The sequence below is a fragment of the Pseudomonas sp. 14A genome (assembly GCF_018132745.1).
GTDB classification, from domain to species: Bacteria; Pseudomonadota; Gammaproteobacteria; order Pseudomonadales; family Pseudomonadaceae; genus Aquipseudomonas; species Aquipseudomonas mercuritolerans.
The window spans coordinates 224692-238415 of record NZ_JAGRQJ010000010.1; the positions used below are offsets into that span (position 1 = coordinate 224692).

Below are 13724 nucleotides of genomic sequence, written 5' to 3' on the forward strand. Positions count from 1 at the left end.
ACCGTGCCCGAGAGCAAGATGCTCCCGGGCATGGTGCGGCTCAGCTGTCGTAACCCAGATTCGGCGCCAGCCAACGCTCGGTCACGCTCAGATCCTGACCTTTGCGCGCGGTGTAGCTCTGCACCTGATCCTTGTCGATCTTGCCCACGGCAAAGTACTGCGCCTGCGGATGGGCGAAGTACCAGCCGCTGACCGCTGCGGCGGGGAACATTGCGTAGTGCTCGGTGAGGAATACGCCACTGCGCCCGGCGCGCATTTCGGCAGCCTCTGGATCGAGCAGTGTGAACAGCGCGGCTTTCTCGGTGTGATCCGGGCAGGCCGGGTAGCCGGGCGCGGGGCGGATGCCACGGTATTGCTCTTTGATCAGCGCATCGTTGTCGAGGGTTTCGTCCTTGGCATAACCCCAGTGCTCTTTGCGCACTTGCTGGTGCAGCCATTCGGCGCAGGCTTCGGCCAAGCGGTCGGCGAGAGCCTTGACCATGATCGAGTTGTAATCGTCGCCGGCGTCCTGATAGGCCTTGGCGACTTCTTCGGCGCCGATGCCAGCGGTGGTGATAAAGCCGCCGACATAGTCGGTCACTTCGCTGTCCTTCGGCGCCACGAAGTCGGCGAGGCAGAAGTTCGGCTTGCCGTCGGTCTTGATGATCTGCTGACGCAGGTGATGCAGCCTGGCTAGCGGCTTGCCGTTATCGTCGTACAGCTCGATGTCGTCTTCGTTGACCTGATTGGCCGGCCAGAAACCGAACACCGCACGGGCGCTGATCAGTTTTTCGTCGATCAGCTTGGTGAGCATTTCCTGGGCGTCCTTGTACAGCGCAGTGGCGGCTTCACCGACCACTTCATCTTCGAGGATGCGCGGGAATTTGCCGGCGAGGTCCCAGGAAATGAAGAACGGTGTCCAGTCGATGTATTCGGCCAGTACCTTCAAATCGATGTTGTCGAGCACCTTGCTGCCGGTGAAAGTCGGTTTCACTGGCTGGTAATTGGCCCAGTCGAACTGCGGCTTCTTCGCGATCGCGGCGGCGTAGCTCAGGCGTTCGGTGCGGGCGCTGCGATTGGACGTGCGTTCGCGCACGTCGATGTATTCAAGACGGGTCTTCTCGACGAAACCGGCTTTCAATTCCTTGGACAGCAACTGCGTCGCCACGCCCACGGCGCGTGAGGCGTCAGTCACGTAGACCACGGCATCGTTGCTGTACTTGGGCTCGATCTTCACGGCGGTGTGCGCTTTCGACGTCGTCGCGCCACCGATCATCAGTGGCAGGTGAAAGTCCTGACGCTGCATTTCACGGGCGACGTGGACCATCTCGTCCAGCGACGGTGTAATCAGGCCGGAAAGGCCGATGATGTCGCACTTTTCTTCTTTGGCGACCTGCAGGATCTTTTCGGCCGGAACCATCACGCCTAAGTCGACAATGTCATAGCCGTTGCAACCGAGCACCACGCCGACGATGTTCTTGCCGATGTCGTGCACGTCGCCCTTGACCGTAGCCATGAGAATCTTGCCCTTGGCTTCCGGCTTGTCGCCTTTCTCCAGTTCGATAAACGGGATCAAGTGCGCCACGGCCTGCTTCATCACGCGGGCGGATTTCACCACCTGCGGGAGGAACATTTTGCCAGCGCCGAACAGGTCGCCGACGATGTTCATGCCGGACATCAGCGGGCCTTCGATCACTTCGATCGGCCGCGCAAACGACTGGCGGGATTCTTCGGTGTCTTCAACGATGTGCGTGGTGATGCCCTTGACCAGTGCGTGTTCCAGACGCTTGTTGACGTCCCAGTTACGCCACTCTTCGGTCTCGGCTTCCTTGACGCTACCGTCGCCCTTGTACTTGTCGGCAATGGCGAGGAGGGTGTCGGTGCCGTCCGGGGTGCGGTTGAGGATCACGTCTTCGACGGCGTCGCGCAGCTCGACCGGGATCTGATCGTAGATCTCCAACTGGCCAGCGTTGACGATGCCCATGGTCAGCCCGGCGCGGATCGCGTAGAGCAGGAACACCGAGTGAATCGCCTCACGCACCGGGTTGTTGCCACGGAACGAGAACGACACGTTGGACACGCCGCCGGAGCTCAGCGCGTACGGCAGCTCATCGCGGATATAGGCGCAGGCATTGATGAAGTCGACGGCGTAGTTGTTGTGCTCTTCGATGCCGGTGGCGACGGCGAAAATGTTCGGGTCGAAAATGATGTCTTCCGGTGGGAAGCCGACTTCGTTGACCAGAATGTCGTAGGAGCGTTTGCAGATCTCTTTCTTGCGCGCTTCGGTGTCGGCCTGCCCAGCTTCGTCGAAGGCCATCACCACCACGGCGGCGCCGTAGCGTTTGCACAGTTTGGCGTGATGGATGAACTGCTCGACGCCTTCTTTCATGCTGATCGAGTTGACGATGCCCTTGCCCTGGATGCACTTGAGGCCGGCTTCGATGACTTCCCATTTCGACGAGTCGATCATGATCGGCACGCGCGAGATATCCGGTTCGCCGGCGATCAGATTGAGGAAGGTGACCATGGCCTTCTTCGAATCGAGCATGCCCTCGTCCATGTTGATGTCGATGATCTGCGCGCCGGCCTCGACCTGCTGCAGAGCGACTTCGAGGGCTTCGGTGTAATTGTCTTCGCGGATCAGGCGGGCGAATTTTGCCGAACCGGTGATGTTGGTGCGCTCGCCAACGTTGACGAACAGCGAGCTGCGATCGATGGTGAACGGCTCCAGACCCGAGAGGCGGCAGGCCTTGGGAATGTCCGGAATCTGACGTGGCGCGTAACCGGCCACGGCTTTGGCGATGGCTTCGATGTGGCCCGGCGTGGTACCGCAGCAACCGCCGACGATGTTGAGGAAACCGCTCTGGGCGAATTCCTCGATGACTTTGGCGGTTTGCGACGGCAGTTCGTCGTACTCGCCGAATTCATTCGGCAGGCCGGCGTTCGGGTGCGCGGAGACGTGGGTGCTGGCCTTGTTCGACAGCTCTTCCAGGTACGGGCGCAGTTCGCTGGCGCCGAGGGCGCAGTTGAGGCCAACGGAAATCGGCTTGGCGTGGGCCACCGAGTTCCAGAACGCTTCGGTGGTCTGGCCGGACAGGGTACGACCGGAGGCGTCGGTGATGGTCCCGGAAATCATGATCGGCAGTTCGATGTGCAGCTCCTCGAACACGCCCTGCACGGCAAAGATCGCCGCTTTGGCGTTGAGGGTGTCGAAGATCGTTTCGATCAGGATCAGGTCGGCGCCGCCCTCGATCAGGCCTTTGGTGGCTTCGGTGTAGTTTTCCACCAGCTCATCGAAGGTCACGTTGCGGTAGCCGGGGTTGTTGACGTCGGGCGACAGCGAGCAGGTACGGCTGGTCGGGCCAAGCACGCCGGCAACGAAGCGTGGCTTGGCCGGGTTTTCGGCGGTCTTGGCGTCGGCAATCTTGCGCGCCAGACGTGCGCCTTCTACGTTTAACTCGTACGCCAGCTCTTCCATGCCGTAATCGGCCATGGAAATGCGCGTGGCGTTGAAAGTGTTGGTTTCGAGAATGTCGGCGCCGGCGTCCAGATAGGCTTTTTCGATGCCGCCGATCACGTCCGGACGGGTGATCACCAGCAGGTCGTTGTTGCCCTTGACGTCGCTTGGCCAGTCCGCGAAGCGTTTGCCGCGATAATCCTGCTCTTCGAGCTTGTAGCTCTGGATCATCGTGCCCATCCCGCCGTCGAGAATCAGGATGCGCTCTTTGAGGGCTTGCTTGAGAGCTTGAAGGCGGACGCTGCGATCGGACATGTGGACTACTCGAAAAGACCATTACGAAGGAGCGAGATCATAGCAAACCTGTGCGCTTTTAGAGCATGTGCAGCTTTTGCATGAATATCGCTCATGTTGGTACGGACGTCATAACGGTAGAATCGCAGCATTTTTTTACCACCAGGATCAGCAGCATGCCTTACCGCTTCATCAGTTTATGGTTGCTGGTCCTGAGTGGGAGCGTCGCGGCGCAAGATCCCGCTGTTTCTTCTTCTATCTCCTATAGCCGAGATATCCAGCCGATCTTCACCGAGAAATGCGTGGCCTGCCATGCCTGTTATGACTCGGCGTGCCAATTGAATCTGGGCAGCGGCGAAGGCGCCGCCCGTGGCGCGAGCAAGATGCCGGTGTACGACGGCGAACGCACCCAGGCCGCACCAACCACGCGCTTGTTTTACGACGCCTTCGGCAAGCGCGCCTGGCAGCAGAAGGATTTCTATTCGGTGCTCGACGCGCAGGGCAGTCAGGCTGCGCTGATGGCACGGATGCTCGAACTTGGCCACAAGACGCCGCTGACGCCCAATGCCAAGCTGCCCGAAGACATTGTGCTGGGTCTCAATCGCAACAATCTTTGCGCAATGCCTGCCGAGTTCGACGGCTACGCCGGTGCGCACCCGAAAGAGGGTATGCCGCTGGCGGTCACCGGCCTGACCGATCAGCAATATCAGACCTTGCAGCGCTGGCTGGCGTCTGGCGCGCCGATTGACGAGCAGAGCCTGGCGCCGAGTGCGCAAGAGGCGCTGCAGATCACGCAGTGGGAAAACCTGCTCAACGCTCCCGGCGCGCGGCAAAGTCTGGTCGGGCGCTGGCTGTTCGAGCATTGGTATCTGGCGCACATCTACTTCAAGGGCGGCGAGCCGGGGCATTACTTCCAGTGGGTGCGTTCGCGCACGCCGAGCGGCCAACCGATCGACCTGATCGCCACGCGCCGCCCCAACGACGATCCGGGCACGCAGGTGTATTACCGCTTGTGGCGGGTGCAGGGGGTGATCGTGCACAAGACGCACATCACCTATCCGCTGAGCGCGGCGAAAATGGCCCGGATCAAAAGCCTGTTCTACAGCGGCAACTGGCAGGTCAACGCGCTGCCGGGTTACGGGCCGCAAAGCCGGGCCAATCCGTTTGCCACCTTCGAGGCGATTCCGGCGCAGGCGCGCTATCAGTTCATGCTCGATAACGCTGAATACTTCGTCCGCACCTTTATTCGCGGGCCGGTGTGCCGTGGGCAGATCGCGACCGACGTGATCCGCGACAACTTCTGGGCGCTGTTCCAGGCGCCGGAACATGACCTCTATATCACCGACCCGAACTACCGCGGCCAGGCCACGCCGCTGCTGGCGATGCCGGGGCAGAACGACGATGTCGGCAGCGTGCTGAGCCTGTGGCGCGACTATCGCGACAAGCGCAACGAATACGAAGCCCTGCGCCGCGACAGCTACGCCGATCTGCCGGCGCCGAGCTGGTCGACGCTGTGGGCCGGCAACGACAACGCCTTGCTGAGCATTTTCCGCCACTTCGACAGTGCTTCGGTGACCAAGGGTTTGATCGGTGAGGTGCCGCAGACGATGTGGCTGTTCGACTATCCACTGCTCGAGCGCACCTATTATCAGCTCGCGGTCAACTTCGACGTGTTCGGCAACGTCTCCCATCAGGCGCAGACCCGCCTGTATTTCGACCTGATCCGCAACGGCGCCGAGCAGAACTTCCTGCGCCTGATGCCCGCCGACTCGCGCGAGGATTACCTCAACGATTGGTACCAGGACGGCGGCCAGTTCAAGATGTGGCTCGATTACGAGGCGATCGACGACGACAAACCGACCGCGCTGAAACTCGACGAAAAAGACCCGAAACACGATTTCGCCATGCAGTTGCTGGCGCGCTACGGCGATCTGAATGCACGACCGGACCCGATCAACCGCTGCGACGGTGCTTATTGCTCACGGCCCAACATCGATCCGGCCCTGCAGAACGCCGAGCAGGCCTTGAGCCGTCTGGCCTCGCGACCGGCAGCGGGGCTCAAGGTTATCGACCAGTTGCCCGAAGCGACCTTGCTGCGTGTCGAAACCGCCGGTGGCAAGCGCGAGGTCTACAGCCTGCTGCGCAACCGTGCGCACAGCAACGTGGCGTTTTTGCTCGGTGAGTCGCGGCGCTATCAACCGGGGCTCGACACCTTGACGATCTATCCGGGCGTACTCACCAGTTATCCGAACTTTATGTTCAACGTTCCGGCACAGCAGGTGCCAGCGTTTGTCGATGCCATGGAAAACGCCAGGGATGCCAATCGGTTCGAAAAGATCGTCGAGCGCTGGGGCATCCGTCGCAGTCATCCGCAGTTCTGGCGATATTTCCACGATCTGAGCCAGTACATCCACGAAACCGATCCGGTGGAAGAGGGCGTGCTGGATATGAACCGGTACGAGAATCTGTGACCAGGCAAGAACAGGCTGTGAGCCTTGAGCTGTGGGCTACGTTGCCGCTGAGGATTGTTCATGTTGAATCGGGCGCCGACGATTCCTTCCAGCGCCCGAGCCTCAGCGGTCCGGACTACCGCGTTCAGGGCGTCAATGTTGGCCAATAAGCGGGGCCGTAATCAAGCAACAGCTCGGTGCCTGCCGGAATCTTTTCCCAGGCGACCAGAAAAACCATGTATTTGCCGACGTAAATCGCGCCTACGTTCTCAGTGCCTGTCCTGGCGGCACCGGGGACTTCGGGGGCGTTGATCATGCTCAAGATGTTGCTGTTGCCATGACCACTGACAGTGGCGTTTTTGGTTTTGGTTCCATACGAAAATGTCCTGACTTGCAAATTGGATTTTTCGAGTATTTCTGCGTCTAGCGATCTGACGGTGCGGTGCAGTTTGCCGCTGTAGGGCCCCAGCACTTCATAAGGATTGATCTCGACTTTGGCGAACACTGACAAACCCCGTTCCGGGCCATCGACTGGCCGTCTGAGCTCGAAACGCTCGCTCAACCTGTGGTGATGCCGTCCCTCTTCCTCGATCCATTCGTGGATGTCCTCAGTCATGTCCCGGGCCAGAGTTTTGGCCCGGGTCTCTGAAAGGTGCGCGAAAAACCGGTTGCTATCGGTGATCTCGATTTTTTCGATAGCGCCTTCCAGCTTGTGCGTCAGACTGACTCTGAGGTCTGTCGGGTCTTGCAGAATGGGCGCGTTGTTATTGATCTTGTGCCCCAATGACGGTGTCAGATCTTCGCCTGCAGCATCGTCTGCAGGTGCATTTTCGATTCGGGCACGTTTGGAAGTACCAGCCGTAGCTTGCGATGCTGTCCTTGTGCTTTTGCGTGTTGTCGGCAGAGAAGACTGCACGGGGACGGATTTTATCGCTGTCCCGCGGGGAAGTGTTTTACGCGCGAGCAATACATCCGAGCCGGATAGCCCCATCAACGCCAGGCACTCGCTTACCGCACTGCGCAATACCCCGCGATCATTGACATAGGTCGACCAGAGCACTGGATTGAGATTGTTCTCTTCAATGAAGGAGTTCATTGAGCTCGCAGACCGGGTTGCGTTGAAGCGCCTCTGCCATTGCTCAAGATGTCTGGGCTCCAAAGGAGTGAATACTTGGTTGCTTGCGTACTTTTCCAGTACTTTTCCTCGCGCTTTGAAACTGCCGTCGGTTTCAACGTGGGCGATGAATTCCTTGGGGTCCAGATTATGCTGTGCGGCAAACCCTTCCCGGGTAAGGCTGTTGCGGTCTTGCTGCGGCAGCGCACGCCAGCGATCGAGGTTTTCGAAGGTAACCGCCGTCCTTGCAGTATCGGCCCGGTCCAAGACTTGTTGCCCGAGAGGCGTCAATTGCCCTTGCGCATGAACGTATTGCTGAAGATCCGCCCGATTCAGCCGGTGCTGTTTCGCGAAATCCTCTATGGCTTTGCCCAGCGCCAGTTCGCTGAACTGCGACCATTGCTTGAGAATCAGCGGCGTTACTTCGCCTGGGCCGTCGGGCGCTCCGCCTCTCATCCTGATTTCGTTGGTGTACCAATGGCCGGGTCTGACTGACGACAGATTGATCGACAGGTCGCGGTTGTTCTTTGGGTTGACCAACACGACAGAGAAGCTGTTTTCCCCGGTCTGCGCGGTTTCGTTGATAAATCCGTAGGAGTTTTCCCGTATCTGATAGACGGCGATGGTGCCTTGCTCATCGACGTTGCAGATGAATTTCTGGTTGTACTCCGGTCGAAAGAATATGCCCCGCGAATCAGCTTTCAGCCCGGAAATCCACTGCGGTTCGACGGCATAGCGGCGCAGCAGGGGGCTGTTGTTGCTTACCACCGTCAGCGGTTCGCGATAGCGCGGGCCAAAAGCCTGGCCTGACAACGCGTCGATCAGCCGATAATCCACCGCGTCGACGCTGCCGACGTTGCGCATGGGAATATTGGCAATCCCCTCGACTGTGCAAAGCCGGTCGCCAGGCTGGCGCGGTACCCAGCTGCTGGGGTCGACGGCCATCAGATGGTGCGCGGCAATCGTTCCATCACGCAGATGTGCCACCGCCCGGCGCGCCTGATGCATTGTCGCTGCGCCAATCTTGCGCAGGGTGAATCGGCCTAGCCTGAGCAGTGAGAGCACCGAATCCAGTGGATTGACTTCCTGAATCACCGAGATCACCAGAGTTCGGGTCAGGCTGGTGAACCTGGGCAGGGCCAGACGGATGCCGATCTTGCCAGCCTGGGTCGCCAAGCGGGTACAGCCGGCAATGTATTTGCCAATGGGCAGGGCAAAGGAAACGATGTCGGTGAACAGACCAAGGCCGCCGCTCTCGATGCGCTTGGGGTCGCCGGAGGTCAGATCGTCGATGGAACCCCAGAAGGGCACGAACATTTTTCCCCAGAACGTCAGATCCTCAAGGAAATCTCTGCCGATATCCATGCTGCGGGTGGCTTTGCGAGTCTGCTCGAGCAATGCCGATTCATCTTTGAAAAACAGCTCTCGGGCGATCATGCCGGCCAACGCGTCGGCCCGGGCAGAGGTGAGATTATTGGCAGCGAAAGGCCGGGTGCGTGCAGCCACGTCGGGGGAGCGTTGCTCAATGGGCACAGCGGCAAACGTGTCGCCGACCTGTTCCACAATCAACGTCGCATGCTGTTGGTCTCTGGGCTTCGAGCCGTCGCGATAGGCTTCCCAGTCAAATGGCAGTTCGGTACCTTTTCTGAACGAGCCTCGGCTGGTGCGGCTGCTGGAACCGATCTTTTCTACCTTGATCTCTCCGCCAATGCGCAGCGACTGGATGTCGCTGCGCAGGCGCACTACACCCGCGCGAGGGAAGACTTCGATGTAGCGGGATTTTGTCGGGTAGGTCGGATTGATCATTCGCAGAATGAACCCGCAGCGGGCACGAACCGCGTCGGTGTCTGCCTTGTTCTCATGTTCGACCTGCGTATCGTGAAGGGGCAGCCGCAACGAATAGACAGTCACCTCGTCCGTCTCAAGATGGCCGCGGCATGCGGGCAGGTATTGCGCCAACAATGCTTTGATCAGGGTTTTGTAAGCGGCGCGTGGAGTACTCAGCCAGGCATGAAACGCTTCATCGAACGCGGCTTCGGATTCATACCTGAAACGGCTCGGCGGGGTGAGCGCCAGATTTGTCGTGGCAGCAGCCATCGTTTGCTCATGCTGTTCCAGTGTGCTCAACGCGAGTTCTATTTCGCTGATCGGGTGGGCGTCGTGACGCATTCCGAACAAACCCATTGCTGCTGCCCATTGCACTGTCGGGCGGATTTTTGCGGCGGCGACCAGTCGCTGTTGCTCGACATCATCCGCATACGTTCGATGATGCTCCGCCGGCAGGTTGAGCAATTGTTCGAATGTCATGTGTCGGGATGAACCGGGCGCGATGGATTCGGCGAGGATAAAACCGCTTTTGAAATTGACCCATGTGCTGGATGTCGCGTACGGCAGATCGTCGGGAATATCCTGAACCCACGCTTCACAGGCGACATGACTTTTGAGGATGGCTACCGCCAACAGAGCAAGTGACCGGTCAACGGCAAGTGACCGCTGAAAGTGTTTGATCAGCGACTTGTGGATCGACGAATAAGCACAACCCGATTCGATCAGTATCTGCAATTCGTTCTGATAGATACCGTGCGGGTCTGGCTTCACGGTCAACCAGAGCGCGCGCCACAATAACTTCGTCAAGACGCTGGTCGGACAGTTCTGGTTTTGCTCTGCGCCGTACCAGTTCAGTCCTGTGGCAATCCGTTGAGCCAATTGCTGGTTGTGTGCCGATTGCAGAATGGTTTCCAGTAGCGCTATGGGTGTGGTTTTTGCGAAGGCTTCAAGTTTGGTATTGAGTGTCAGCGGTACGACATTGGCCAACAGACACCGTGACGTTTCGGCTTCGATCTGGCGGACAACCTGCATGATCGTTTCATCGCCAGCAGCTCCGAGCAAATGCTCAAGGTCACTGATATGCCCCTGATGCCCCAGCAGCCACAACGCACGGTGCTCGACGAGATTGTGCAGCAACCGCTGCCAATCGGCGAAAGCGGCGGGGCGCGAAGGGACAAGCGAGTAGTAGGCGAGAACCAGATCGAAACGCACGGAGCCGTCGCTTTTCAAGCCATTGCCGACCTTGCGGTGAATATCCAGCAAGACATCGACATCGATGGACCAATACGTCGGGACATCTCTTAACGTTACCGAATGCCCGGCAATGGTGAAGACTTCCGCCGGTACAGGGGTTGGTGTTCGGGTGGAACTGATCTGGAAGGACACGAAGTCGTAGAGAAAGTCGTTGCCCAAGGGCGAATGGTCAGGCTTCTTCGGTTTGCAAAGGTCGGTTATGAAGTCTTCATCTTCTTCCAGCTTTCGTAAAACACGAAACGCTTCCTTGCACTCGCGGCCCAATTCAGAGCCGACAGGCGGATGATAGTAGAGCTGGCTGGCATCAGTATTGAAGTTGTCGCCGATGAGCGCGTGCAGGTAATCGATCAGATGATTGAGATCCTGGAGCCTGCGCGGCGGTGTCTTGTTGTAGAACGTGGATAACCCTGTAGTCATTTGAGGCCTTTGAATGAGAGCGGCTGGCAAATAGTCGAAGGCAACGAATATAAGGAGGAGGGGAACAGGGGGAGATATACATATATATATGCCGCGGGTCGTTTGGTATCCGGTTGTTAACGCAGCATGGACGTCCAGGCGCAGTACCGGCGGGGCGGGAGAACGCCGTCCGAGGCGACAAGACGGGCGTTTTCCGACAAAAATACTGGGACTTTGTCCCGCGCGCTGATTGGCGTAAACTGCGCCCAAGCCTGCGAGGAGTTTTTATGACCGCTATTACCATTACCGACGCCGCCCATGATTACCTGGCCGATCTGCTCTCCAAGCAGAACACCCCGGGCATCGGCATCCGTGTCTTCATCACCCAGCCTGGCACCCAGTACGCCGAAACCTGCATTGCCTACTGCAAGCCGGGCGAAGAGAAGCCTGAAGATACGGCGCTGGGGCTGAAAAGCTTCACCGCGTACATCGACTCGTTCAGCGAAGCGTTTCTTGACGATGCCGTTGTCGACTATGCCACCGACCGCATGGGCGGCCAGCTGACCATCAAGGCACCGAATGCCAAAGTGCCGATGGTCAACGCCGACAGCCCGGTCAACGAGCGCATCAACTATTACCTGCAAACCGAGATCAACCCGGGGCTGGCCAGCCACGGCGGTCAGGTCAGCCTGATCGATGTGGTCGAGGACGGCATCGCTGTGTTGCAGTTTGGTGGTGGTTGCCAGGGCTGCGGCCAGGCTGACGTAACCTTGAAGGAAGGCATCGAGCGCACATTGCTCGAGCGCATTCCGGAGCTCAAGGGCGTTCGCGACGTGACCGACCACACGCAGAAAGAAAACGCTTACTACTAAGGCGTTCGCTGCGAATATGAAAAACGGCGCCCCGTGAGCGCCGTTTTTTTATGGGCAACTTTTGCCGCCCGATTCGCGAGCAGGCTCGCTCCCACAATGAAATGCAATCACCTGTGGGAGCCTGCTCGCGAAGGCGTCTTCAAGGGCGATAAAGATGCGCATGCCCGGCGCGATACAACGAAGACTCGCTGAACACCTCGCTGCCCAGCACCCGTCCGACCAGAATCAGCGCCGTGCGCCGAAACCCTTTGGCCTCGACCTTTGCGGCAATGTCCGCCAATGTTCCCACCACCCAATCCTGATCCGGCCACGTTGCCCGGTGAATCACCGCAATCGGACAATCCGCACCGTAATGCGGCAACAATTCAACCAGTATCTTTTGCAGATGATTGACCCCCAGATGAATCGCCATGGTCGCGCCATGCTGCGCCAGACTGGCCAGTTCCTCGCCGGCCGGCATGGCGGTCTTGTCGGCGTAACGGGTCAGGATCACGCTTTGCGAAATGTCCGGCAGGGTCAGCTCGGCACCCAGCAGCGCTGCGCATGCCGCTGTGGCCGTGACGCCCGGAACGATTTCGAAAGGAATGTCCAGCTCACGCAAATAGCGAATCTGCTCGCCAATCGCGCCATACAGACTTGGATCACCGGAATGCACGCGGGCGACATCCTGGCCTTTGGTATGGGCAGCCTTGATCAGATCGATGATCTGTTCCAAGTGCAGTTCAGCGCTGTTGAACACGATTTCGGCCTGGTGACCTTCCAGCACCGCTGCGGGTACCAGCGAACCGGCATAAATGATCACCGGGCAGCTGCGAATCAGCCGTTGGCCTTTGACGGTGATGAGTTCCGGATCGCCTGGGCCAGCGCCGATGAAGTAAACGGTCATCGTTGAATCCTTGTGAAGAGGCGCAGCCCCACTGCAGATGAAGCGTGCTCATGATCGATGGCGGGGATTATCGAGGTTTATGCAGCGCCGGCCAATGCCAGTGTGGCCTGCGCATATTTCTGCCGCGGAATCATTAGCTTCGCCGGCGCCTGAATCAGTAGCTCGGCCAGCGCCAGCGCGGCGCTTTCCGCCACGCCGTAGCAACCGGTGCGCTCAAAGGCGATCTGCGATTGATGGCTGAGGCGCTGCTGGAAGGGCGCCAGCTCTGCACTGTTGAAATACTGCAGGGGCAGGTTCAATTGTCTGGCCAGTTCCAGCAACCCCGGTTCGTCGCGCTTGAGGTCGATACTGGCCAAAGCCTTGACTGCTCGCAGTTCGATGCGGTGTGCCTGCAACGCCTGATCGAGTAGTGCACGCAGCGTACTGGCCGGGCAGCCACGCTGGCAGCCGAAGCCGACCACGAAGGTCGGCGCTGCGCGGTCATCGGTCATGCCTGATATTGCTCTGCGCTTTTGCGGCGGAACAACCACGCACTGATCAGGCCAAGAGCCAGCCAGAACGCGACGTTGGTCAGCTGCGAAGCGATTTTGAACTGGGTTTCCAATGCCTCTGGAGCAAGCATGGAATGCACCTGCGGTTGCGGCGCGCCGATCACGTGCGGTACCGCAAGAATCGCGACACCGAGAAGCTTCATCAACCAGTGGCGGCTGAAGGCAATCAGTGCCAGGCCAACCGCGGTCGAAGCGGCGGTGCCGATCCACCAGATCTGCCGCGATGCCAGATCGGCAGCCGCAGTGCCCGGCAATTCAGGTGGCAGGCCCAAGGTCGGCGCGAGAACGAACGTCGCGTAACCGGCCAGACCCCAGAGTAGCCCTTGCGAGGTCTTGGTTGGCGCGCGCAGGGTATACAGGCCGGCGAGCATCAGGGCGAAACCCACCGCCACCACCAGATTACCGCCAGTGGTCGAGGCCACACGCTGCCAGCCATCTTCCGGCTCCCAGGCTTCGCCATCATGGCTGTGCGCCGCGGTGCCGGCAGCGTGTTGGTGAACTTCGGCGACCGGTTCGGATTTCTCGAAGGTTTCGGCCTGCAGAATCAGTGGCGAAACCCAGAAACTCTGCAGCAGGGTCAGGAGCAGTGCGGCCAACAAGCCGGTGAACCCTGCGGTTTGCGCGATACGCTTGATCATCTCGGC

7 protein-coding genes are annotated in these 13724 nt (G+C 59.2%); 2 read left to right on the forward strand and 5 right to left on the reverse strand.

Annotated elements, in window-relative coordinates:
- Window positions 1-40: 40 nt before the first annotated feature.
- Window positions 41-3751 carry a methionine synthase gene (gene metH, locus PS14A_RS11165; RefSeq protein ID WP_212616178.1) on the reverse strand — a complete coding sequence of 1237 codons (3711 nt, stop codon included), beginning with the start codon at window positions 3749-3751 and terminating at the stop codon, window positions 41-43.
- 155 nt (window positions 3752-3906) lie between these two features.
- Here metH and PS14A_RS11170 point away from each other — a divergent pair, with 155 nt between their 5' ends.
- Complete coding sequence (locus PS14A_RS11170) at window positions 3907-6201, forward strand: fatty acid cis/trans isomerase (protein ID WP_212616179.1); 2295 nt, start codon at window positions 3907-3909, stop codon at window positions 6199-6201.
- Window positions 6202-6325: 124 nt separating this feature from the next.
- On the opposite strand, the gene PS14A_RS11175 is transcribed toward PS14A_RS11170, so the two are convergent.
- Window positions 6326-10792: an SET domain-containing protein gene (locus tag PS14A_RS11175; protein WP_212616180.1), complete on the reverse strand. Its 4467-nt coding sequence runs from the start codon at window positions 10790-10792 to the stop codon at window positions 6326-6328.
- A 266-nt stretch (window positions 10793-11058) separates the two neighbouring features.
- Here PS14A_RS11175 and nfuA point away from each other — a divergent pair, with 266 nt between their 5' ends.
- On the forward strand, window positions 11059-11643 hold the full coding sequence (gene nfuA, locus PS14A_RS11180; RefSeq protein ID WP_003225494.1) for a Fe-S biogenesis protein NfuA: 585 nt from the start codon (window positions 11059-11061) through the stop codon (window positions 11641-11643).
- Window positions 11644-11782: 139 nt separating this feature from the next.
- Here the strand turns inward: nfuA and cobM are convergent, their stop codons facing one another.
- The 3 genes from cobM to PS14A_RS11195 form a co-directional block, all read right to left on the reverse strand.
- Entirely contained in the window at window positions 11783-12529 is a 747-nt protein-coding gene (gene cobM, locus PS14A_RS11185; protein WP_130911563.1) for a precorrin-4 C(11)-methyltransferase, read from the reverse strand.
- Between the two features lie 77 nt (window positions 12530-12606).
- Window positions 12607-13020 carry a cobalamin biosynthesis protein gene (locus tag PS14A_RS11190; protein ID WP_130911562.1) on the reverse strand — a complete coding sequence of 138 codons (414 nt, stop codon included), beginning with the start codon at window positions 13018-13020 and terminating at the stop codon, window positions 12607-12609.
- Entirely contained in the window at window positions 13017-13718 is a 702-nt protein-coding gene (locus tag PS14A_RS11195) for a CbtA family protein (RefSeq protein ID WP_212616181.1), read from the reverse strand. The genes PS14A_RS11190 and PS14A_RS11195 overlap by 4 nt, the downstream gene beginning before the upstream one ends.
- Between the last annotated feature and the right edge of the window lie 6 nt (window positions 13719-13724).

Excerpts from the sequence above, each read along its gene's own strand:
- PS14A_RS11195 (WP_212616181.1), bottom strand. The coding sequence starts at position 13,718 with ATGATCAAGCGTATCGCGCAAACCGCAGGGTTCACCGGCTTGTTGGCC.
- metH (WP_212616178.1), bottom strand. The coding sequence starts at position 3,751 with ATGTCCGATCGCAGCGTCCGCCTTCAAGCTCTCAAGCAAGCCCTCAAA.
- PS14A_RS11170 (WP_212616179.1), top strand. The coding sequence starts at position 3,907 with ATGCCTTACCGCTTCATCAGTTTATGGTTGCTGGTCCTGAGTGGGAGC.
- PS14A_RS11190 (WP_130911562.1), bottom strand. The coding sequence starts at position 13,020 with ATGACCGATGACCGCGCAGCGCCGACCTTCGTGGTCGGCTTCGGCTGC.
- PS14A_RS11175 (WP_212616180.1), bottom strand. The coding sequence starts at position 10,792 with ATGACTACAGGGTTATCCACGTTCTACAACAAGACACCGCCGCGCAGG.
- nfuA (WP_003225494.1), top strand. The coding sequence starts at position 11,059 with ATGACCGCTATTACCATTACCGACGCCGCCCATGATTACCTGGCCGAT.
- cobM (WP_130911563.1), bottom strand. The coding sequence starts at position 12,529 with ATGACCGTTTACTTCATCGGCGCTGGCCCAGGCGATCCGGAACTCATC.